General features: G+C 61.0%; 22 protein-coding genes and 1 tRNA gene. 11 read left to right on the top strand and 12 right to left on the bottom strand.

Translation table 11 applies throughout. The features are described from left to right. Positions 1-51: 51 nt before the first annotated feature. Positions 52-127 (bottom strand) — tRNA-Val (locus tag CI807_RS16480). Positions 128-286: 159 nt separating this feature from the next. On the opposite strand from CI807_RS16480, the gene rdgC reads away from it, so the two are divergent. From rdgC to sugE, 3 genes are all read left to right on the top strand, one after another. Next, entirely contained in the window at positions 287-1,207 is a 921-nt protein-coding gene (rdgC, locus tag CI807_RS16475) for a recombination-associated protein RdgC (RefSeq protein ID WP_010211632.1), read from the top strand. Between the two features lie 65 nt (positions 1,208-1,272). Beyond that, positions 1,273-2,238: a bile acid:sodium symporter family protein gene (locus tag CI807_RS16470; RefSeq protein WP_095015361.1), complete on the top strand. Its 966-nt coding sequence runs from the start codon at positions 1,273-1,275 to the stop codon at positions 2,236-2,238. A 105-nt stretch (positions 2,239-2,343) separates the two neighbouring features. Next, on the top strand, positions 2,344-2,658 hold the full coding sequence (sugE, locus tag CI807_RS16465) for a quaternary ammonium compound efflux SMR transporter SugE (RefSeq protein WP_010211634.1): 315 nt from the start codon (positions 2,344-2,346) through the stop codon (positions 2,656-2,658). A 52-nt stretch (positions 2,659-2,710) separates the two neighbouring features. Here sugE and CI807_RS16460 read toward each other — a convergent pair whose 3' ends face one another. The 4 genes from CI807_RS16460 to CI807_RS16445 form a co-directional block, all read right to left on the bottom strand. Further along, positions 2,711-4,585: an MFS transporter gene (locus CI807_RS16460; RefSeq protein WP_095015360.1), complete on the bottom strand. Its 1,875-nt coding sequence runs from the start codon at positions 4,583-4,585 to the stop codon at positions 2,711-2,713. Positions 4,586-4,652: 67 nt separating this feature from the next. Continuing rightward, a complete protein-coding gene (locus CI807_RS16455; protein ID WP_095015359.1) occupies positions 4,653-5,801 on the bottom strand; it encodes a TDT family transporter in 1,149 nt (382 codons plus the stop codon). Between the two features lie 107 nt (positions 5,802-5,908). Further along, positions 5,909-6,220: a cupin domain-containing protein gene (locus CI807_RS16450; protein WP_028615765.1), complete on the bottom strand. Its 312-nt coding sequence runs from the start codon at positions 6,218-6,220 to the stop codon at positions 5,909-5,911. A 45-nt stretch (positions 6,221-6,265) separates the two neighbouring features. Next, positions 6,266-7,459 (bottom strand): MFS transporter, encoded by a 1,194-nt coding sequence (locus tag CI807_RS16445; protein WP_095015358.1) that lies wholly within the window; start codon positions 7,457-7,459, stop codon positions 6,266-6,268. A 91-nt stretch (positions 7,460-7,550) separates the two neighbouring features. Here CI807_RS16445 and CI807_RS16440 point away from each other — a divergent pair, with 91 nt between their 5' ends. Next, the gene (locus CI807_RS16440) at positions 7,551-8,099 is read left to right on the top strand and encodes a TetR/AcrR family transcriptional regulator (RefSeq protein ID WP_095015357.1); all 549 of its coding nucleotides are present in this window, start codon (positions 7,551-7,553) and stop codon (positions 8,097-8,099) included. A gap of 45 nt (positions 8,100-8,144) precedes the next feature. On the opposite strand, the gene CI807_RS16435 is transcribed toward CI807_RS16440, so the two are convergent. The 4 genes from CI807_RS16435 to CI807_RS16420 all read right to left on the bottom strand — a co-directional run bounded on the left by CI807_RS16435 (position 8,145) and on the right by CI807_RS16420 (position 11,321). Continuing rightward, a complete protein-coding gene (locus tag CI807_RS16435) occupies positions 8,145-8,924 on the bottom strand; it encodes an ABC transporter permease (protein ID WP_012723134.1) in 780 nt (259 codons plus the stop codon). Further along, positions 8,921-9,853 carry an ABC transporter ATP-binding protein gene (locus tag CI807_RS16430; RefSeq protein ID WP_010211649.1) on the bottom strand — a complete coding sequence of 311 codons (933 nt, stop codon included), beginning with the start codon at positions 9,851-9,853 and terminating at the stop codon, positions 8,921-8,923. Before CI807_RS16430 ends, CI807_RS16435 begins: the two co-directional genes overlap by 4 nt. 134 nt (positions 9,854-9,987) lie before the next feature. After that, on the bottom strand, positions 9,988-10,605 hold the full coding sequence (locus CI807_RS16425) for a glutathione S-transferase family protein (protein ID WP_095015356.1): 618 nt from the start codon (positions 10,603-10,605) through the stop codon (positions 9,988-9,990). 56 nt (positions 10,606-10,661) lie between these two features. Beyond that, positions 10,662-11,321: a transglutaminase family protein gene (locus tag CI807_RS16420; RefSeq protein WP_095015355.1), complete on the bottom strand. Its 660-nt coding sequence runs from the start codon at positions 11,319-11,321 to the stop codon at positions 10,662-10,664. 158 nt (positions 11,322-11,479) lie between these two features. Between CI807_RS16420 and CI807_RS16415 the strand changes: the two genes are divergently transcribed. Further along, positions 11,480-13,927, top strand: a complete 2,448-nt coding sequence (locus CI807_RS16415; RefSeq protein WP_095015354.1) for an acyl-CoA dehydrogenase — start codon at positions 11,480-11,482, stop codon at positions 13,925-13,927. Positions 13,928-14,018: 91 nt separating this feature from the next. Continuing rightward, a complete protein-coding gene (locus CI807_RS16410; protein WP_016979513.1) occupies positions 14,019-14,426 on the top strand; it encodes a PA2817 family protein in 408 nt (135 codons plus the stop codon). 104 nt (positions 14,427-14,530) lie between these two features. Here the strand turns inward: CI807_RS16410 and CI807_RS16405 are convergent, their stop codons facing one another. Then, complete coding sequence (locus CI807_RS16405) at positions 14,531-15,463, bottom strand: LysR family transcriptional regulator (protein WP_095017566.1); 933 nt, start codon at positions 15,461-15,463, stop codon at positions 14,531-14,533. Between the two features lie 89 nt (positions 15,464-15,552). Between CI807_RS16405 and CI807_RS16400 the strand changes: the two genes are divergently transcribed. Continuing rightward, complete coding sequence (locus tag CI807_RS16400) at positions 15,553-16,179, top strand: hypothetical protein (protein WP_095015353.1); 627 nt, start codon at positions 15,553-15,555, stop codon at positions 16,177-16,179. Here the strand turns inward: CI807_RS16400 and CI807_RS16395 are convergent. Both CI807_RS16395 and CI807_RS16390 read right to left on the bottom strand, forming a co-directional pair. Beyond that, complete coding sequence (locus CI807_RS16395; protein WP_095015352.1) at positions 16,176-17,750, bottom strand: alkaline phosphatase; 1,575 nt, start codon at positions 17,748-17,750, stop codon at positions 16,176-16,178. The two genes, CI807_RS16400 and CI807_RS16395, sit on opposite strands and share 4 nt — an antisense overlap. Next, on the bottom strand, positions 17,747-18,301 hold the full coding sequence (locus CI807_RS16390) for a GNAT family N-acetyltransferase (protein ID WP_095015351.1): 555 nt from the start codon (positions 18,299-18,301) through the stop codon (positions 17,747-17,749). Before CI807_RS16390 ends, CI807_RS16395 begins: the two co-directional genes overlap by 4 nt. A 190-nt stretch (positions 18,302-18,491) precedes the next feature. Here CI807_RS16390 and CI807_RS16385 point away from each other — a divergent pair, with 190 nt between their 5' ends. From CI807_RS16385 to CI807_RS16370, 4 genes are read left to right on the top strand one after another with little or no spacing between them, the layout of a single operon-like run. Further along, positions 18,492-18,899, top strand: a complete 408-nt coding sequence (locus tag CI807_RS16385; RefSeq protein ID WP_005786670.1) for a biopolymer transporter ExbD — start codon at positions 18,492-18,494, stop codon at positions 18,897-18,899. A 2-nt stretch (positions 18,900-18,901) separates the two neighbouring features. Next, complete coding sequence (locus tag CI807_RS16380; protein WP_038845191.1) at positions 18,902-19,630, top strand: energy transducer TonB; 729 nt, start codon at positions 18,902-18,904, stop codon at positions 19,628-19,630. A 24-nt stretch (positions 19,631-19,654) separates the two neighbouring features. Beyond that, the gene (locus CI807_RS16375) at positions 19,655-21,937 is read left to right on the top strand and encodes a TonB-dependent receptor (protein WP_016979519.1); all 2,283 of its coding nucleotides are present in this window, start codon (positions 19,655-19,657) and stop codon (positions 21,935-21,937) included. A gap of 17 nt (positions 21,938-21,954) precedes the next feature. Then, positions 21,955-22,602, top strand: a complete 648-nt coding sequence (locus tag CI807_RS16370; RefSeq protein WP_028615752.1) for a MotA/TolQ/ExbB proton channel family protein — start codon at positions 21,955-21,957, stop codon at positions 22,600-22,602. Positions 22,603-22,606: the final 4 nt, after the last annotated feature.

The following is a 22,606-nucleotide window of genomic DNA, read 5'->3' as shown; positions in this document are numbered from 1 at the left end:
GCCGGTATTCTAACCGACTGAACTACCGCTGCGCGTAACACATGAAGCGAATGGTGGGTGATGACGGGATCGAACCGCCGACATTCTGCTTGTAAGGCAGACGCTCTCCCAGCTGAGCTAATCACCCTTCGTTTCGGTGTGGCGCGCATTCTACGGAGCGACCTTAAGTCTGGCAAGCACTTTCTGAAATCTTTTTTTTGATAGCTTCCAATGGCTTAGGCAGGGTTGGCCTGGGACGTTATCAAGAGAATAATGCCCCCCTTTGTATAAAGGAGAGACTCACCCCATGTGGTTCAAGAACCTGCTTATCTATCGCCTGACCCAAGATCTGCCTGTTGATGCCGAGGCGTTGGAAGCGGCCATGGCCACCAAACTGGCGCGCCCTTGCGCAAGCCAGGAATTGACCACTTATGGTTTCGTCGCGCCTTTTGGTAAAGGTGAAGACGCTCCCCTGGTTCACGTCAGCGGTGATTTCCTGCTGATCGCTGCGCGCAAGGAAGAACGCATCCTGCCGGGCAGCGTGGTGCGTGACGCACTGAAAGAGAAAGTCGAAGAAATCGAGGCCGAGCAGATGCGCAAGGTCTATAAGAAGGAACGCGACCAGATCAAGGATGAAATCATCCAGGCCTTCCTGCCACGCGCCTTTATCCGTCGCTCCTCCACCTTCGCCGCCATCGCGCCGAAACAGGGCTTGATCCTGGTCAACTCGGCCAGCCCGAAGCGCGCCGAAGACCTGCTGTCGACCCTGCGTGAAGTGATCGGCACCTTGCCGGTTCGCCCGCTCACGGTGAAAACCGCGCCCACCGCAATCATGACCGACTGGGTCACCACCCAGAAGCCAGCCGATGACTTCTTCGTCCTCGACGAATGCGAACTGCGCGACACCCACGAAGATGGCGGCATCGTGCGCTGCAAGCGCCAGGACCTGACCGGTGAAGAGATCCAACTGCACCTGACCACCGGCAAAGTCGTGACCCAACTGTCCCTGGCCTGGCAGGACAAGCTGTCCTTCATGCTCGACGACAAGATGACCGTCAAGCGCCTGAAGTTCGAAGACCTGCTGCAAGACCAGGCGGAACAGGACGGCGGCGATGAGGCCCTGGGCCAACTGGATGCGAGCTTTACCCTGATGATGCTGACGTTCGGCGATTTCATCCCGGCGCTGGTTGAAGCACTCGGCGGCGAAGAAACCCCGCAGGGCATCTGACGCTCCCCCTTTGTAGGAGCTGGCTTGCCGGCCCCTACATTTATTCGAATAACAAGGACACCCCCATGCGCGCACTCGCCGCCTTGAGCCGCTTCGTCGGCAATACCTTCGCCTACTGGGTATTGATCTTCGCCGTCGTTGCCTTCCTCGAACCCAACTGGTTCATCGGCCTGAAAAGCGCCATCGTCCCGTTGCTGGGCCTGGTGATGTTCGGCATGGGGCTGACCCTCAAGATTGATGACTTCGCCGAGGTCGCCCGCCATCCATGGCGCGTGGCCCTGGGCGTGGTCGCGCACTTCGTGATCATGCCGGGCGTGGCGTGGTTGCTGTGCCAGGCGTTCCACCTGCCGCCGGAAATCGCCGTCGGTGTGATCCTGGTCGGTTGCTGCCCGAGCGGCACCTCGTCCAACGTGATGACCTGGTTGGCCCGTGGCGACCTGGCGCTGTCGGTGGCCATCGCCGCTGTCACCACCCTCCTCGCCCCGCTGCTCACCCCGGCGCTGATCTGGCTGCTGGCGTCGGCCTGGCTGCCGGTGTCGTTCATGGAGTTGTTCTGGTCGATCCTGCAAGTGGTGCTGCTGCCGATCGTGCTCGGCGTACTGGCGCAACGTCTGCTCGGCGAGCGGGTTCGTCATGCGGTGGACGTATTGCCACTGGTGTCGGTGGTCAGCATCGTGATCATCGTCGCAGCGGTGGTTGCCGCGAGCCAGGCGAAGATTGCCGAGTCGGGCCTGTTGATCATGGCGGTGGTGATGCTGCACAACAGCTTCGGTTACCTGCTGGGTTACTTCACCGGCCGCGTGTTCAAGTTGCCGTTGGCACAGCGCAAGTCACTGGCGCTGGAAGTGGGTATGCAAAACTCCGGGCTGGGCGCCGCCTTGGCCAGCGCGCATTTTTCGCCATTGGCGGCGGTGCCGAGTGCATTGTTCAGCGTCTGGCACAATATTTCCGGGGCGTTGCTGTCGACCTACTTCCGCCGCATGAGCGAAAAGGAAGACCTCCGCGTGCTGGAGAACACCCCGCAAACTTGATCAGTCGAGCACTTTTCGGCACTCTACCGAGCTGCGCGGGGACGACCCCGCGACGCTGAAAGCGCCTAATCCGGGGACGACCCCACCTAACGTTAGGAGGTCATCATGTCCTGGATCATTCTGTTTTTCGCAGGTCTGTTTGAAGTTGGCTGGGCCGTCGGCCTGAAGTACACCGACGGTTTCAGCAAGCCGCTGCCCACGGCTTTGACGATTGCCGCCATGGCCGTCAGCCTCGGCCTGCTGGGGCTGGCGATGAAGGAGCTGCCGCTGGGCACGGCCTATGCCATCTGGACCGGCGTGGGCGCCGTGGGCACCGTGATTGCCGGGATCATCCTGTTTGGGGAGTCCATGGCGTTGTTCCGGTTGGCCAGCGTGGCGTTGATCATTTGTGGGCTGATTGGCCTGAAAATCTCCACATAACCCTTGCGGGCGATGGCGGCCTGAAGATCGCCATCGCCCGCAAGCCGGGCGCCTACAGAACAGTGCCGCGTAGCTGGGTGACTTTCTCCTGCAACTGCGCCGGCGTCGCCAACTCGACTGCCACCGGCTCCCCCGCCACCAACACCACCCGCGACCATATGCGATGGAAGAAGCCCTTCTTCGGATCCCGACTGAAGAAACTCCCCCACAACCCCTGCAACGCCATCGGAATCACCGGCACCGCCGTCTCTTCCAGAATCCGCGTCACGCCACCACGAAACTCATTCATCTCGCCATCGGCGGTCAGCTTGCCTTCGGGGAAAATACACACCAACTCGCCGTCCTTCAGGTACTGCGCAATCCGTGTGAAAGCCTTTTCGTAGATCTGTATATCTTCGTGACGCCCGGCAATCGGAATCGCCCCGGCGGTGCGGAAGATAAAATTCAGCACCGGCAAACGGTAGATCTTGTAGTACGTGACAAAGCGAATCGGCCGACGCACCGCGCCGCCGATCAACAGCGCATCGACGAACGACACGTGGTTGCACACCAGCAACGCCGCGCCTTCGTCCGGGATTGCCTCCAGGTTGCGATGCTCCACGCGGTACATGGAATGGCTGAGCAGCCAGATCATGAAACGCATGGTGAACTCGGGGACGATCTTGAAGATGTAGGTGTTGACCGCGATGTTGAGCAGCGACACCACCAGGAACAACTCGGGGATCGACAGCTTGGCCACACTGAGCAGCAGGATCGACACGATGGCCGAGACCACCATGAACAGGGCGTTGAGGATGTTGTTGGCCGCGATCACCCGCGCACGCTCGTTCTCGGCGGTACGCGACTGAATCAGGGCATACAACGGCACGATATAAAAGCCGCCAAACACGCCCAGACCAAGGATATCGAACAGCACCCACCACGCCTGGCCATAGCTGAGCACGGCGAGCCAGTCGTTGGCCTGCACGTTCTGCGGGAAGCCGCCGGAGTGCCACCACAGCAGCAGGCCAAACACGGTGAGGCCGAATGAGCCGAACGGCACCAGGCCGATTTCCACCTTACGCCCGGAAAGTTTTTCGCAGAGCATCGAGCCGAGCGCGATACCCACCGAAAACACGGTGAGGATCAGCGTCACCACGGTTTCGTCGCCGTACAACCACTCCTTGGCGTAGGCGGGAATCTGCGTCAGGTAGATCGCGCCGACAAACCAGAACCACGAGTTACCGACGATGGAACGTGAAACGGCCGGCGTCTGCCCCAGGCCCAAACGCAGGGTGGCCCAGGATTCGCTGAAAATGTTCCAGTTCAAAGGCAACCCTGGGGTCGATGCCGCCGCCCGTGGAATGCTGCGGCTGGCCAGGTAACCCAGCACCGCCACGCCGACGATCGCCACCGACACCACTGGTGCGTAATGGGTGGACGACATCATGATCCCGGCGCCAATGGTCCCGGCCAGGATCGCCAGGAACGTGCCCATCTCCACCAGGCCGTTGCCGCCCACCAGTTCATCCTCGTGCAGGGCCTGGGGCATGATCGAATACTTCACCGGCCCGAACAGCGCCGAGTGTGTGCCCATGGCAAACAGCGCCAGCAGCATCAGTTCCAGGTGATTGGTGAGGAAGCCCGTCGCGCCCACGGCCATGATCACGATCTCGCCGATCTTGATCGCGCGGATCAACGCATCCTTGTTGAATTTCTCGCCAAACTGCCCGGCCAGGGCCGAAAACAGAAAGAACGGCAGGATAAACAGCAAGGCACAGAGGTTGACCCATATCGAGCGGTCACCGTCGATGGTGAGCTTGTAGAGAATGGCGAGGATCAGCGATTGCTTGAAGATGTTGTCGTTGAACGCGCCCAGCAACTGGGTAATGAAGAACGGCAGGAAACGCCGTGTGCGCAGCAAAGTGAATTGCGAGGGGTGGCTCATCGTCCGTGTTCCTGCGTGGCCTGTGTTTTTGTAAAAGCATTCAGGCCACGACTTTACCTAATCCGGCTTACTTATTCGCTAGTCCTGCAATGCATGGCGAAACAAAAAGCTCACCTTTATAGGCGCCCTGCACCGTGCGCTTGGCGACGATCAGCCACATCAGCGCCAATGCCGCCACCAGCACACTGCCGAAAACACTGAAGAAACCCAGGTGCAACAGGCTCGCCAGCTTAAGCGTTCCCAGAGCGTACACACCCAGTGGAAAGGTAAAGCCCCACCAGCCGAGGTTGAAAGGGATGCCGGCGCGCAGGTAACGCAGGGTGATCAATACCGCGATCAACATCCACCACAGGCCGAAGCCCCACAGGGTAATGCCCGCAACCAGCCCCAGGCCGTTGGCCATTTCGCCGACACCCGGCAAACCATTGGCCGCGAAAATGGCCGGCGCATCGCCTCCCAGCAACAGCATGCCCAGCGCCCCGGTGCCAATGGGGCCCAACGCCAGCCAGCTCGACGCGGCCATATTGGCATGAGGCAGTTTATGCAGGGCCATGCGCAGCATCAGGATAGTGAGGATGCTGAACGCCACCGGCAGGGAAAACGCCCACAGCACGTAGCTGGTCACCAGCATCACCAACTGCGAATGGGCATCTGCCAGGTGCGGTGCGAGCAAACCACCGCTGGCAGCGGCGACTTCGGCGGCCACCACCGGCAGCAGCCAGACGGCGGTCATCTGGTCGATGCTGTGTTCCTGGCGAGTGAACATCATGAACGGGATCAACACGCCGCAGGCCAGGGCCATGGCCACATCCAGCCACCACAGCGCTTGCGCCAGGGGGATCACATCGCTGCCCCAGCGTGGCAGGCCAAACAACAGCAGGCCGTTGAGAATCGTCGCCAGTCCCATGGGAATCGTGCCGAAGAACATCGACACCGTGGAGTGCCCGAAAATCCGCCGCGCCTCGTGGAAAAACATCACCCAACGGGCCGTATACAGCACGCTGAACAGCACAAACAGGCCGATGGTGAACAACCACAGCGCTTCGGCAATCGCGTGCAAGCCAGGCAAATTGAACGGCAGTTGCGCCAACGCCAACGCGAGCACGCCGGTGCCCATGGTGGCGGCAAACCAGTTGGGGGTGAACTGGCGGATCACTTCCCGTGGACGGGTCAAGTGACTGAAGGGTTTGTAGCTGACGGTATTCGAGCAGGTCATGATGGCAATCCTCTTCCTCGCATGAGGTTGAGACCATGGTAGAACCTGATCGAATATCTATATAACGGGTAATATCTCTATCTGTTATCTATTTTGCCGATATAGAGTCAAACGCTGCCTTCGCACTCGATTACCAGAATGCGTGCAGGGCCTTGGGGATGAGCTACGTGCTCGGTGCCGACGCTGGCATAAAAGATGTCGCCGACGCCCAACTCCGCCACCTGTTCGAAGCCGTTGTCGCGGTAGTGCATCTGCACCCGGCCATCCAGCACCACAAACACTTCTTCACCGTCATTGATGTGCCAGCGGTACGGCTGATCGGTCCAGTGCAGGCGCGTGGTGATGCCGTTCATGTTGGCGATATCCAGCGCCTCCCAGGCCCGGCTGCCGGTGAAGTCTTTGCTGCGGATGATCTTCATGCTTGCCTCTCGGTCAGGCGGATACGAGGCACCGATTATTACCCATCAGCTACCCGTCGTCGCCCTGGCCCGCGCCGAATCCTGCATCAGCAGACCAACCAGGGCACTCAGGGCCAGTACGATCAACACCGCGCCGTAGCCATCCGTGGTCACGATCAGGCCATACACATGGCTCAAGTTACCCGCCAGCAGCGCCGGCAGGCAGAACGCCAGGTAGCTCAGCACGTAGAAAGCCGACATCAATCCAGCCCGCTCATGGGGCAACGCCAGCCCGACGATGCTGCGGACACTGCCCATGAACCCACCGCCGAAACCAAAGCCTGCGATCACACTGGCGACAAAGAACAGCGGCAGGCTGGCGCTCTGCACCGCCACCAGCAGCAAGGCCACGCCCACCGCCAACAGCACGGCCGACAGGCGCATGACTTTGTCCGCCGGGCGATCCCGCAGGCTGTAGATCATCACCGCACCGCTCAAGGTGACCACGGCCACCAGCCCACCGCCGATCAAGTGCGAGGTCGAACCGGTCGCCGCCCGCACCAGCGAAGGTGCCAGCGACGAAAAGAACCCACCGAGAGCCCACACCGCCACATTCAGCGGCATCGCCAGCCACAAGGCATGGCGTGCCTGTTCGGGTACATGCAGGGTCGGCGCCAGGGATTTCAACGCACCCGGAATCCGACTGACCGTCTCCGGCAAGCGCCACACGTACAGCGCCTGGCCCACCATCAAGGCGAGCATCGTCAGATAAATCAGCTGGGTTGGCCGAGGCGCGTACTCCACCAGCAAGCCACTGCCCAGGCCGCCACTGGCCATGCCTAACAAAGGCGCCAGGCTATTGAGCATCGGGCCGCGCAGGCGATCGGTATCAAGCAGCGTCGCGCTCAGCACCGCCGTTGCCATGCCGGTCGCAAAACCTTGCAACGCGCGGGCGGCGATCAGGTAAGCAGTGCTGTCGGCGTTGATAAACAGCAGCATCGCCACACTGTTGAGCAGCAATGCCGTGAAGATCACCGGCTTGCGCCCCAGGTGATCCGACAGCGAGCCGACGGTCAGCAAAGCCGCCAGCAAGCTCACGGCGTAGACGCCGAAGATCACCGTGAGCATTGCCGCCGAAAAGTGCAGGTTGTCCTGATACACCTGATACAACGGCGTCGGCGCGCTGGACGCGGCGAGGAAGGTCAACACCGTAATCACCAGGAAGGCCAGGTTGGCACGGTGTGAAGGAGTACTGGACATGGGCACGCTCCGCTAAAGCTAATATTTTGCTTTTGCCGAGTGTGCTACTGGAAAGCGCTTAAAGCAAATTCTTTGTGTTAAGGTTTTGGGCATGGCGATTAAAGAAGGCCTTCGCCCGGGAGGCCGCAGTGCCCGGGTCCAAGAATCAGTGCATAACGCCGCGCGCGAACTGCTGGAGGCCCATGAGCGCTCCAGCGTCACCGTGCCGATGATTGCCGCGCGTGCGGGCGTCACGCCCTCCACCATTTACCGGCGCTGGGGCGACCTCGCCGCCCTGCTCGCCGATGTGGCGTTGGAGCGCCTGCGCCCGGACAGTGAGCCGGCCAACACCGGCAGCCTGCGTGGTGACTTGCGCGCCTGGGGCGAACAGTACCTGGATGAAATGAGTTCCGACCTGGGCCGAAACATGATGCGCGACGTGCAGTGCAGTCATCCCAGGGACTATTGCAGCCACATTCTGATGGGCCAGTTGCAGGTCATCCTCGACCGCTATCAGGGCAGCGTCGATGTGTTGCCAAGCCTGGATCGCCTGCTGAACCTGATCGCGGCACCCACGGTGTATCGCAGCCTGTTTTCCAGCGCACCGTTGCCGGTTGAAGAGCTGCATGAACTGATTGATCTGGCCCTGCTCGGCACCTAAAAAAAACGGCCTCAATTGAGGCCGTTTTTTATTGCGGGTCATCGCTTACGTACGCATCCCACGCCCACTCACCAGCAGCTTCGCGCAGCCAATGTACAGCACCACAGTCGCCACCAGCATGAAGGTGATTGCCACGCTGATCTTGATGTCCGATACCCCCAGGATGCCGTAGCGGAAGGCGTTGACCATGTGCAGCACCGGGTTGGCCAGCGACACGGTCTGCCAGAACGGCGGCAGCAGGGTAATGGAGTAGAACACCCCGCCCAGGTAGGTCAGCGGCGTCAGCACGAAGGTCGGGATGATCGAAATATCATCGAAGTTGCGCGCAAACACGGCGTTGATGAAGCCCAGTAGCGAGAAGATCGTCGCCGTCAGTACCACCACCAGAATGGTGACCCCGAGGTGATGCACCTGCAGGTGGGTGAAGAACAGCGACAGCAGGGTCACGATCACGCCCACCATCAAGCCACGCAGCACACCGCCCAGGGTGTAGCCGATCAGGATGGTATGCGGCGACACCGGCGACACCATCAATTCTTCGATGGAGCGCTGGAACTTGCTGCCGAAAAAGCTGGAGACCACGTTGCCGTAGGAGTTGGTGATCACCGACATCATGATCAGCCCCGGCACGATGTACTCCATGTAGGTGAAGCCACCCATGTCGCCAATCTGGCGGCCAATCAGGTTACCGAAGATCACGAAGTACAGGACCATGGTGATCGCCGGCGGCAGCAGGGTCTGCGGCCAGATCCGGGTAAAGCGCTTCACTTCGCGATAGACGATGGTTTGCAGCGCGACGAGGTTGGGTTGCAGTTCGGAACTCATACCGCCACCTTCGCCAGATTTTTCTCCACCAGGGACACGAACAACTCCTCAAGGCGATTGGTTTTGTTACGCAAACTCAGCACTTCGATGTTCTGGGTCGCCAACTGCGTGAACAGCGCGGTGATGCCCATGGCCTTGTCCACCTGCACTTCCAGGGTATGGCTGTCTACCAGGCGGCTTGGGTAACCGAGCAGTTGCGGCGGCGCCGACAGGTTGTTTTTCAGGTCGAGCAAGAAGGTTTCCACATGCAACTGGCCCAGCAGATTACGCATGCTGGTGTTCTCGACAATGGTGCCGTGGTCGATGATGCCGATGTTGCGGCACAGTTGCTCAGCCTCTTCCAGGTAGTGGGTGGTGAGGATGATGGTGATGCCCTTCTCGTTCAGCTCGGTGAGAAAGGTCCACATCGAGCGACGCAGTTCGATGTCCACGCCGGCAGTGGGCTCGTCGAGGATCAGCAGGCGCGGCTCATGCACCAATGCGCGGGCGATCATCAGGCGGCGTTTCATGCCGCCGGACAGCGAACGCGAAGGCACGTCGCGTTTGTCCCACAGGCCCAGTTGGGTCAGGTACTGCTCGGCGCGTTCCTTGGCGACTTTCGCCGGAATGCCGTAGTAGCCCGCCTGGGTCACGACGATGTCGAAGGTCTTTTCGAACTGGTTGAAGTTGAATTCCTGGGGCACCACGCCGATGGAACGCTTGAGCGCCGCCGGGGATTTGTCCAGGTCATGGCCAAAGATATTCACCGTGCCGCTGGTCTTGTTGACCAGCGTGGAGAGGATACCGATGGTGGTGGATTTGCCGGCGCCGTTGGGGCCGAGCAAGGCGAAGAAGTCACCTTCGGCAACGTCCAGATCGATACCACTCAGGGCCTGGAAACCGTTGCCGTAGGTTTTGGTTAGCTGCCGGATGGACAGAGCGGAACTCATATCGGATTACGCACCAAAGAAGGGAATAGAAAGAGTAGATGAGGGCGCAGCCCAGGTAGTTCAACGGCGGCGCATGACAAGCATGGTGCTTGCCCGCGCCGCACAAGTACAGTCACCCGTATTAATAGTGGGTATTAAGTCAACGCAGTCATGACCGCTTTGCGGTAGGCCGGACGTTGTTGCAGGCGCGCATACCAGGCCTCTAGATGGGGCATCGCAGGCCGTTCGATGGGCATTTCGAACCAGGCGTAGATAAAGCTGCCCAGGGGAATATCGCCCATGCCGATCTCGTTGCCCGACAGATACGGCTGTGTAGCCAGCGCTTCATCAACGGTTTTGAGCACATCGATACAGGCCTGGCGACCGGCATGGATGTTGTCCCAGTTCTGTTTTTCCGCCGGGGTACGCAGCACGCCCCAGAACACAATCTTGAACGGTTCGGCGAAGGTCGATGTGGTCCAGTCCATCCACTTTTCCGCGTTGGCGCGGGCTTTCACCTCTGTCGGATACCAGCGGGACGCCTGCTTGGCGCAGAGGTAGCGCACGATGGTATTGGACTCCCACAGCACGAAGTCGCCGTCTTCGATCATCGGCACCCGGCCGTTGGGGTTCAATGCCCGATATTGCGGCGTGTCGACCACACCAAAAGCCCCGCCCGCATCAATTGCTTCATAGTCCAGGCCGAGCTCCTCGGCGCACCACAGTGCCTTCCTGACGTTTGATGAATTTTTACGACCCCAGATTTTCAGCATGACCGCGCCTTATCGTTGATGAACATGGCTTGATGAAGGCAGCAGCATACGCCGGTTCACGCGCGGCTTAAATCGCTCTGCATGTCGCCGAGTAACGGCGGCAAATCCTCGGCAAACAGGTGGGGGTAACACTGCTGAATATGGGCGAAGAAAAACGCCTCTGGCACGTCAGGAAACTGCCCGTGGTCGACCACGTATTCCATCGAACGCTGGCCTTGGCGATTGAACGCGTGGAAAACGCTGTCGTGGATGCCATCGAAATCCAGCGGCGGCACATCGAATACATCGCACAACTGCTGATTGAACGCAGGCGTGGCCTTGACCCAGCGATCATTAAGGTAGAGCTCGGTGTAACCGTGCATGGCGAACACATCACTCTTGAGCAAGGCGATCAGGCGCGGCGTCGACAGATGATTGCGCACATCCGCCAGGCCGATGCGCGCCGGAATCCCGCAGTGGCGGGCGCAGGCGGCAAGCAACGTGGCCTTGGGCACGCAATAACTTTCGCCGGTGGCCAAGGCGAAGCTGGCACTTAATGTGTCTGGGTCGCGGCTGAAGGTGTAGGGGTTATAGCGAATCGCCTCACGTACGGCGTAGTAGAGGCTGACTGCCTGGTCACTAAAATCCGTACGGGTTCCACGGTGTTTTTCGGCGAACTCCACCACCGCAGGGTGGTCACTATCGATGAAGCGGCTGGGACTCAGGTAGGTATCCATGAGCTTTATCTCCGAAGGAAGCCTGGAGTCTAACCACAGGCCTGCCGGGGAGATAACGACGAATCGGCCAAATCTCGTTACACCCTGATCACCCCGCTTGTTCGGATGCCGACTAAGCTCCCTGGTGGTTTCGCCCCTGGTTTCACGGAGGATTGAATATGCTGTTGTTGTGGATACTGGTTCTGGTGGTCGGCATTGCCTACCTCGCACACCGCCGCGTCGCGCCCCTGCCCGCCTTGGGCGTGGTTGCCGTCTACCTGCTGGCGATGGGCGCCTGGAGCCACGCACCGGGTTGGCTGCTGCTGATTTTCTGGGTGTTGATCGCCGTGGTGGCCGCGCCCCTGCTGCTGCCCGACCTGCGCCGCCAATACTTCACCAAGCCACTGTTCAGCTGGTTCCAGAAAGTCCTGCCGCCAATGTCCGAGACCGAGCGCGATGCCATCGACGCTGGCACCGTATGGTGGGACGGCGAACTGTTCAGCGGTCGCCCAGACTGGGACAAGTTGCTGGCCTACCCCAAGGCCCAACTGACCGAGGAAGAACAGGCGTTTATCGACGGCCCGACCGAAGAACTCTGCGCCATGGTCAGCGACTGGGAAATCGGCCAGGCCATGGACCTGCCGCCCGCCGCCTGGGAACACATCAAGACCCACGGCTTCTTCGCCCTGATCATTCCCAAGGAATATGGCGGCAAGGGCTTCTCTGCCTATGCCCACTCCCAGGTCGCGATGAAACTCGCCACCCGCAGCGGTGACCTGGCGTCCACCGTGATGGTGCCCAATTCCCTCGACCCGGCCGAATTGCTGCTGCACTACGGCACCGAAGAACAGCGCAACCACTACTTGCCGCGCCTGGCCCGTGGCGATGACATCCCGTGCTTCGCATTGACGGGCCCACTGGCCGGCTCCGACGCAGGCGCCATGCCCGACACCGGCGTGATCTGCAAAGGTGAATGGGAAGGCAAGGAAACCCTCGGCTTGCGCCTGAACTGGGAAAAACGCTACATCACCCTCGGCCCGGTCGCGACCCTGCTAGGCCTGGCCTTCAAAGCCCACGACCCGGACCATCTGCTGGGTGAAGAGGAAGACCTGGGCATCAGCCTGGCGCTGATCCCCACCGACACCCCCGGCGTGGAAATCGGCCGTCGCCACCTGCCCTTGGGCGCCGCCTTCATGAACGGCCCCAACTCCGGCAAGGATGTGTTCATTCCGCTCGAATTCCTCATCGGCGGTCAGGAAATGCTCGGCAAGGGCTGGATGATGTTGATGAACTGCCTCTCCGTGGGCCGTTCGATCTCCCTGCCTGCGGTCGGCACTGGCGCGGCCAAGTTCACCAGCCTGGTGACCGGCCAATACGCCCAGGTGCGCGAGCAGTTCAATGTGCCACTGTCGGCATTCGAAGGTATCCAGGAAGCCTTGGCGCGTATCGGCGGCAACGCCTGGCTGATGGACAGTGCACGCATGCTCACTGCCAACGCCGTGGACCTGGGGGAAAAACCCTCGGTACTGTCGGCCATTCTCAAGTACCACCTCACCGAGCGTGGCCGCGAGTGCATCAGCCACGCCATGGACGTGCATGGCGGCAAGGGCATCATCATGGGCCCGAACAACTACTTGGGCCGCAACTGGCAAGGTGCGCCGATCTTCATCACTGTGGAAGGCGCGAACATCCTGTCGCGCAACCTGATGATCTTCGGCCAGGGCGCGATCCGCTGCCATCCGTTCGTACTCAAGGAAATGGCCCTGGCCGGTCGCGAAGACCATGACCAGGCGCTGAAGGAGTTCGACGGGCTGCTGATGCAACACATCGGTTTCGCCGTGAGCAACGCCGCCAGCACCCTGGTGCTGAACCTCGGTTTGGGTCATTTCGAGAAAGCGCCGGGCAACCGCCTGAGCCAGGGTTATTTCCGCGCACTCAACCGCCAGGCGGCCGCGTTCGCGCTGTTGGCTGACCTGAGCATGATGTTGCTGGGTGGCGAGCTGAAGCGTCGTGAACGCCTGTCCGCACGCCTGGGTGACGTGCTGAGCCATATGTACCTGGCGTCGGCTGCCCTCAAGCGTTATCACGACCTGGATTCGCCGGATCATCTGGAACCGCTGTTCGCCTGGGCCATGGAAGAAAGCCTTGGCGAATCGGAGCGTGCGCTGGATGAACTGCTGAGCAACTTCCCAAACAAGGTGCTGGGCTGCCTGCTGCGGGTGATCGTGTTCCCGTTCGGCCGTCGTCATACCGGGCCGTCAGATGCGCTGGATGCCGAAGTGGCGGCGGTGATCGGCCGCGCCAAGGGTGACCCGACCCTGGAAGAGTTGCTGGCCGGCTGCTACCGCCCGCAATCGGCGGAAGATCCGGTAGGCGCCTTGCAACATGCCTACGACCTGCTTGGCGCCAGCCATCCCTTGCAGAAAAAACTGCACACCGCGCTCAAGAGCGGCCAGGTCAAACCGACTGCCGGGGAGCATGCCATCGACGCGGCGCTGCACGCAGGCGTGTTGCAACCGGCCGAAGCGCAAACCCTGCGTGACGCCGAAGCGGCACGGCGCAAGGTGATCGACGTGGATGATTTCAGCAAGGAAGAGCTGACCCAGGCTGAGGGTAAAGTCCGCTGACCGCTCATACCCTATACAGCTAAGGTCGTATAAAAACGGGCGCGAGAGCTATATACTCTCGCGCCCGTTTTTGCTTTAGAGGACTTATCTCGTGTCCAACGTCGTTGCCGATCATCTCGTCTTGCTCGACCACCTGCGCAGCATCCTGGTTGCCGTCGGCGAAGCCGAACAGGTGCCCGAGGAAAGCCATTCCCTGTTCCTGGAGCGCTTCGACGAATTGCGCGCCCTGCTGCCGATCGACCCGATCGAAAGCCAGTACCTGGGCCAGGACCTGATGAGCCAGGTCATCCTGCGCTACCCGCAAATCGCCCACCTGGTCCCGCGCGACCTGTTGTGGTTCTTTGGCGGTGACTGCCTGCACTTCATGCCCGACGAAGAACTGGACCTGTACCAGGCCCTGGAAGAACGTCGCTTCGAAGCCGAACAGAACGACGAACCGTTCGACTGGAACCAGGAAAAGCAGCTGCTGGCCATGCCGGTTGACCAGAGCAAGCACTGATTCCCTTGTAGGAGCCGGCTTGCCGGCGATGGCGGCCTTGAGTCCTGCACTGGGTTCAAGGGCCAATCGCCGGCAAGCCGGCTCCTACAGTTTCGACCGCATCCCTACCGTTTGCGCAACGTCGGCTCCTTCGCCATGCACGCCACCAGATAATCAATAAACACCCGCAACTTCGGCGGCAAATACCGCGTAGGCGAATGCAGCAACCACGCCTCGCCATGGTAGGACGCAATAAAGTCCCAAGCCGGCAACACCTGCACCAACCGCCCCTCCTCCAACGCATGCCGCGCCGTGAAGTACGGCAAACTGCCAATCCCCACGTGCTGCAACACCGCATCCAGCCGAACCCCGGTATGGTTCGCCGCATAACGCCCACGCACGGCTACCGTCACCGCCTTGCCGGCCTGGCGGAATTTCCAGCGTGAATCTCCGGGCGTTTCCCCCAAGTAAATGCAACTGTGTGCCAGCAGGTCATGGGGATGCTCCGGCGTCCCGTGTTCAGCCAAATACTGCGGCGTCGCGCACAACAGATGCTCGATGGGCAATAACTGCCGCCCCACCAACCCCGGCGGAGGGCTGTCGGTGATGCGGATACTCAGGTCGACATTGTCATCAATCATGTCCACCTGCCGATCCTCCAGGATCAACTGCACATCCACCTTGGGGTAACGCCGCAGGAATTCCGGCATATGCGGGTGCACCACAAACCGCCCCACCGCCTTGGGCACGCTGACCCGCACCAACCCTTCGGCTTCATGGGTGAACTGGCCGCTGATCTCCATCACCGAACGCGCCGCGCCGACCATCTCCTGGCAGCGCTTGAACACTTCTTCCCCGCCTTCGCTCAGGCGCAGCTTGCGCGTGGTGCGTTGCAACAAGCGCGTCGCCAGGGCTTTTTCCAGGCGCGAGATACTGCGGCTCACCGAGGAAGGCGAAGCCCCCAGTTGCCGGGCAGCTTCGGAGAAGCTGCCGGTTTCCACCACCTTGACGAAAATCGCCATTTCGCCCAGCAGTGGCAAAGGAAGATTGATGCTCATGGTGCACAGGTCCATTGATAATTGAGCGGATTATCATCCATTCGCGCACTATTTATACTGCGCGCAGAACCCTGATGCGGATGTAGACGATGACCGAGCGCCTGTTTTTTACCCACGACCACTTGGCTGCCGAGCTGGAGGTGGTGAGCTGCACTCCCCACGAAGACCAGTTTGCAGTCATCCTGCAGTCGACGATTTTTCACCCACAGGGCGGTGGGCAACCTTTCGATACCGGCTGGCTCGGTGAAGCCACTGTGCTGCGCGTCACCCAGGAAGCCGACCGCGTGGTGCACTACGTCGACCGGCCATTGCAACCGGGTCCGATCACCGCAAAGGTCGATGAACAGCGCCGTATGCTAAACACCCGACTGCATTCCGCCGGGCACTTGATCGGCAATGTGGGCGAGACCTTGGGTTGGATGCCGATCAAGGCCCATCACTGGCCCGGCGAAGGCAAGATCACCTTCATCCGTGGCGAAGCGGCGCAAGCCATGGACGCCGAGGCGATCCAGCAACAGGTCAACCAATGGATCGCTGCGGATTACCCACGGCACATGAACCTGGAAGACGGCACCCGCGAAGTCGGTTTTGGCGAATTACCCGCGTATGCCTGCGGCGGCACCCATGTGCAAGCACTGAGCGAGTTGGGCCAGGTGACCATCCTGGCCTTGTCAGAGAAAAAGGGCGCGCTGTCCGTGCGCTACGAACTCGATTAAACCTCACTCGCCCCCGCCCGCCCCGGCTCCACCACAAACGACTTGAGGGTGGACACCGTGGCCGCCGGGTCGCGGGGATCGGTAATGACGCGCAGGTTAGTGAGCATCTTGCCCTCCTCCACCTCAACCGACACATATCCCCGCTGACGGCTATCGAAAAACTTCACATGCGGGTTGAGCGGCAGCAGCTTGCTGAACGCATCAAAGGGCGGCCCGTCGGAGGTCACCGACGTACCGACGAATTCCGTGGCCACCACCCGCGAATCCGGGTTGTCGCCATCGGCATGCAAATCCGTCACCCAGAACGAATGGATATCACCGCCCCAGAACACCGGGTTGCTGACCCGGTTACGTTCGATGGACGCCAGCATCCGTGTGCGATTAGCCATATAGCCATCCCACCCGTCAGTCCAACGCCCCGGCTTGTGGTCGGTCAGGTCACGCTGGGTCAGCGGTGCCACCAGCAGGTCCTGGGCGATGATGTTCCACTGCGCCTTCGACTGGGCAAACCCCTGGTCCAGCCAGGCTTCTTGCTGCCAACCCAGCATGGTGCGGCCAGGGTCGCGCAAGTCGTGGCAGAGGTTATCGGCGATATGCCCCTGGTGGCTGCCATTGGCCGGAATGCACGGTTGTTCGGAACGGTATTGCCGACCGTCCAGCACGTGGAAACGGGCCAGTCGGCCGTAGTCCAGGCGCCGATAAATGCGCATGTCCGGCCCCTTCGGCAAGCTGCTGGCACGCAGCGGCATATGTTCGTAGTAAGCCTGGTAGGCCGCCGCACGTTGCTGCAGGAATTGCCCGACCGGGATCTTCGGGTCCTGGGACCAACGGTTGGCGTAGTCGTTCTGTACTTCGTGATCGTCCCAGGTCGCCACGCTCGGTGCGGCGGCATGCAGGGCTTGTAGATCCGGATCGGTTTTGTACAGGGCATAGCGGTTGCGATAGTCGCTCAGGCTTACCGCATTGCCGCTGCCGTGGGGGCGGATGATCTTGCCCGAATCCGCCGCGTAGGAACTGTCGTAGATGTAGTCACCGAGAAAGAACACCAGGTCGGGCTGTTCCTCCGCCAAGTGGCGATAGGCACTGAAATAGCCGCGCTCCCAGTGGGAACACGAGACAAACCCCAGGCGCGCCGACACCATGGCATGCACGGCCGGTGCCGTGCGCGACTGCCCCACCGGGCTTTGCGCGCCCAGCCCTTCGAACTGATACCAATAGGGGCGGCCCGCCTCCAATCCCGCGACTTCCACATGCACCGAATGGCCCCAGCGCTCACTGGCCATGACTTCGCCCTGGCGCACCACGCGGGTCATCGCGGCATCGCTGGCGACCCGCCAACGCACGGGCACGGAACGGCTCAAGCCACCTCGGCCATCCACGGCGTTGAACAACGGCGCCAGGCGCGTCCAGATCACAAACCCATCGGGCAACGGGTCACCGGAAGCCACGCCGAGGGTGAACGGATAATCCACACCAGCGCTGCGCGCAAACGGACTGAGGATCGAAAATGTGGTGGCAACCGCCAGCCCGGCAAGGACCCGGCGTCGGCCATGATCGACCTCGCCACTCACAGCCGAAACTCCCAATCCTCGCGCAGCGTGGCGAACACCAGCATGTCTTCATGCACGCCGTTCTTGAGGAACGCCCCGCGCAGGCAACCTTCGTACTGCAGGCCGATTTTCTCCATGACCCGTGCCGACTCTTTGTTGCGACTGAAACACTGGCTGCCCACGCGATGCAGGCCAAGTTCGGTAAAGCCGTAGTCCATCAGTGCACGCGCCGCTTCTGCCGCGTAGCCCTGGTTGCGTGCGTCCGCCGCCACCCAGCCGCCCAGGTGTCCGTAGAGGTGATCCGGTTTGATGCGCAGGCTGACGATGCCGATCAACTCGCCGCTGTCACGCCGATGCATGCCCAGGCTCAACAGGTGGGCCGAGCGAAATTTCTCCGGCATGCCAGCGATGAATTCCTGCGCGATTTCGAGGGTGTAAGGCGAAGGAATACTCGCCGTGTTGTCGGCGATTTTCGGGCCGTTGGCGAGGGTGCACAGCCTCTCGGCCTGGTGGTTTTCCAGTGCGCGCATTAACAGTCGCGGCGTGGATATCTGTGGCAGTTCACGGCTCATTTCCAGGGGCCCTCGATGTAAAGTTTTTGAGAATGCCCCTGCTGCATGTCAATTCTGTTACGTCACAAAAATGTCTTGAGAATCGCCTGAAAGACTTGTCCTAGAGCCGTCAAAACGTCAATTAAAGTTAACCAATCGGTCATTTTTGGTTGTTAGCGTGTCGCCCCTAATTCAATAACGGGGTAGCGGAATGAGAACCTGGGACGAACCGAAAAAACGCAAGGCGCACATCGAACTGATCCCGATGATCGACGTGATGATGTTCCTCCTGGTGTTTTTCGTACTCGTGAGCCTGAACGTGATTCCGGCCCTCGGCATGAAGACGCAACTGCCCAGCGCCAGCAGTTCGCAGCAGCTCAAACCACAGAACAAATTCATCCTGACACTGGGCCTGGAAGGCCAACTGCAACTGGATGGCAAGGACCTCACGGTCGATGCGCTGGTGCCGGCGCTGAAGGCGGCCGAAAAGCCTGACACCAAGTCGACCATCATCGTCAACAGCGACAAAGGCGTAGAAGTTTCGCGCCTGGTGGAGGTGATGGACACCCTGCGTCTGGGTGGCTTTACCTCCGTGTCCATTGCCACGCGTAAGTCCTGATCATGTACGTATTGTTTCGTGCGCGTCAGCTGCTGGGCAGTGTCCCGGCCCTGATCGCCCTGGTGCTGATTGCACTGGGTATCCAGTCCCAGACCTTGAAGGTTGAGCCGGTGTATGACGAGTCGGCGGTCGAGTTGGCGCTGGTCGAGCCAGAGCCGGAAGTGATCCCCGAGCCGGTGGTGGAACAAGAGCCGCCACCGCCGGTGATCGAGGATGAAGAGGCCGAACCGGCCCCGCCACCGCCGCCACCTAAACCCTTGCCGAAACCCAAGCCTGAGCCCAAGCCGAAACCGGTGCCCAAGCCAGTGGTTGCCAAGCCAACGCCCACCCCGACACCACCACCGGTCGCTGCCAAACCGGCACCGGCGCCCGTGGCCCAGGCCGCGCCGACACCCGCGCCACCTGCGCCACCCAAGGTCGACGGCCAAGCCCTGGAAGGCGGTTACCTCAAGGGTTTGCGCAACGAGCTGGACACTTACAAGCAGTACCCCACCGGACGCCAGGCCTCCCTCGAACGCCCCACCGGCGAAGTAGTGGTCTGGTTGCTGGTCGATCGCCAGGGTCGGGTTCTCGACTCCGGTTTGCAGACCCAGGCCTCGAGCATGTTGCTCAACCGGGCCGCCACCAACAGCTTGCGTCGCATCAAGCAAGTCAAGCCGTTCCCCGAGCAAGCCTTCGGGGGCCGCAATGAGCAGCGCTTCACCGCCACCTTCAACTACAGCGTGCAATAAGCACCCGACACCAGGACGACAGAGATGAGGTTCACACGGATTCATCTGGCACTCGTTGCCGCAAGCATGGGCCATGGAATGGTCATGGCCGACACTAGCAACAGCGACGTCGGGACGATTGGGGTTCAGGGCAAGGCCACGGCAGGTGGCGGCTACATGGTGCAGGAAGAAAGCATCAAGGGCCGCTCCACCGTGACCAAGGAAGCGCTGGATAAACAGACCGCCACCGGCAACGCCGTGGACAAGCTCAAGTACACACCAGGCTTGAACATTTCCAGCGAAGACAACACCGGCCTGTCCGGCTTTCGCTTCACCATGCGCGGGCTCAACTCCGACCAGGTGGGGATGTCGGTGGACGGCATGCCGATCAACGACTCCGGCAACTACGCGCTGTACTCCAACCTGCTGGGCGACCCGGAAAACATCGAGCAGATCTTTGTCACTCAAGGCTCGTCGGAGGCCGACGGCCCGCACATCGGCTCCAGCGGCGGCAACATCGGCATCGTGACCATTCGCCCGACCAAGGAAACCGGGGCGTTCGTCAAACAGGTGATGGGCAGCAACGCTACGCGCAAGACCTTTGCCCGCCTCAACACCGGCGAGATCAATGGCCTGAGCAACTGGTTGTCGGCCTCCCACACCGAAGGCCAGATGTGGCGCGGCTCGGGCGCTGTGCGCGCGGACAAGGTCGAGTGGAACAGCTTCTTCGACGCCGGCGATGGCAACACCGCCAACCTGATCCTCAAGTACCACGAGCAAGACAACAACAGCTACAGCCAGCTGACCAAGGCCCAGTACCAGCAGAACGGCCGCAAGTACGACCCCTACCCGGCCACGCCGACCGTGGGCAGCAACGGCAAGTACAACAGCTACTACGCCCTGGCGCAGAACCCGTTCCAGACCTTCACCGCCGTGCTCAACACCCAGTTCAAACTGGCGGACAACCTCGCGCTGTCGGTGATCCCGTATTACTACTGGGGTAACGGCAGCGGCGTCGGCTCGTCCAGCTATGCGCTGAACCGAGGCTCCAACCAAGGCGGCGTGTTCGACCTGGGCAACCTGCCGACCGGCGCCCAATACAACGCCGACGGCACCCCGAACAGCGGCGTGTACTACCGCCCTTCGCGCACCCAGACCTGGCGTCCGGGCATCACCACCAAACTGAACTGGGACCTGGGCGATCACAGCCTGCAAGTCGGCTACTGGTACGAGCGCGCCCGTCAAAGCCAGACCCAGCCGTTCATTCCGCTCAAGGCCAGTGGCAAGCCCGTCGACACCTGGCCGGACTCCAACGAGGCCGTGGTCGATGCCAACGGCAACACCATCCAGGGTCGCGACCGCTTCACCATCACCCCGGCGCAAAAGGTCTGGGCCCAGGACACCTGGTACATCAACTCGGACTGGACCCTGATCGCCGGCCTGGCCTACATGAACGTCAAGCGTGACGGCACCAACCACGGCAGCCTCACCGAGCAGCCGGAAAAACGTAACCAGACCTACAACAAGCTGCTGCCCAACGCCGGCTTGAAATACCAGCTGGATGAACGCGATCAGTTGTTCTACAGCCTGTCGCGCAACATGCGCATCCCGCAGAACTATGTGCTGTACGACAAGGGCGTGGGTTCCATCGACTCCAAGCCGGAAACCAGCTGGAACCACGAGTTGGGCTGGCGCTACACCGATGAAGACATGACCGTGGCCGCCACCTTGTTCTACATGCAGTTCAAGGATCGCCAAGTGTCGTCGCGCGACATCAACGGCGACTTCGCCGACATCAACGCCGGCTCCGTCAACAACAGCGGCCTGGAGCTGGAGTGGAGCGGCCTGCTGCCCAATCACTTCAACTACTACACCTCCTACACCTACACCAAGGCCGAGCAGCAAGACGACCTGACCGTGTACAACGCCGGCAAAGCCATCCTGTTGCCCACCAGCGGCAAGCAGTTCGCCAACGTGCCGAAAAACATGCTGGCCGCCAACATCGGCTACGACGACGGCCGTTTCTACGGCACCTTCGGCGGCAAGTACACCAGCAAGCTCTACGGCGACCTGACCAACGACGAAGCCATCTCCGGCCGCACCGTGTTCAACGCCGGCGCGGGTATCTACCTGCCGGTGGACAAGAAAGTGGTCAAGGACGCCACCCTGCGCCTGAACGTCGACAACCTGTTCGACAAGAAGTACCTGGACGGCGTGTACACCACCAAGACCAACGCGGCCAGCTACAGCGGTTTCCGCGACGGCGACCCGGCCTACATCGTGGGCCTGGAACGTACCGTGACGGTTTCCCTGGAAGCCAACTTCTAATTGCGAGGTAAATGAACATGGACATGAACCTGCTCCACGACATCACCTTTTATGTGATGTATGCCGCGATGGCCATCGCGATCTTTATCACCATCGAACGCGGGATTTACTTCGCCTACGTACGCCGCCAAGCCCGCGCGCTGACCGAGGTGCTGGGCGCCAATGTGCACAGCGAACGCGACTTGCCGGAAAGCCTGACCCGCCGTGACAGCCTGCCGCTGAGCATGGTGTTGCCGGTGCTGGCGCAGAAAGCCTCACAAGGTTCGCGCAAGGACCTGGATGACGTCATCGAAACCCAGTACCTGACCACCCGTGCACCCCTGGCCCGCAGCCTGTGGATCATCGAAACCATCACCACCGCCGCGCCGCTGTTGGGTTTGCTGGGCACCATCCTCGGCATCATCGACACCTTCAAGGCGCTGGCCACGGCGGGCGTGTCCGACCCAGGGCAGATTTCCGGTGGCATCGGCACGGCCTTGTTCGCCACCGGCCTGGGGATCGCCATCGCGCTGTTCTGCGTGGTGTTCCACAACTTCTTCCAGGACAGCCTGGAGCGCATCAACGACCAGCTGAAAATCCTGCTGATCCGCGCCGCCACCGGCGCCCGCGTGCAGAGTGAAGTACCGCACCTGGTGCCGACGCCGCTGCACAGCCGCACGGCCTAAACGC

The sequence above is a fragment of the Pseudomonas sp. NS1(2017) genome, assembly GCF_002269425.1.
Taxonomy (GTDB): domain Bacteria; phylum Pseudomonadota; class Gammaproteobacteria; order Pseudomonadales; family Pseudomonadaceae; genus Aquipseudomonas; species Aquipseudomonas reactans.
The sequence above is the reverse complement of the archived record's forward strand: the minus strand, read 5'-3'. Positions and strand labels throughout refer to the sequence as shown.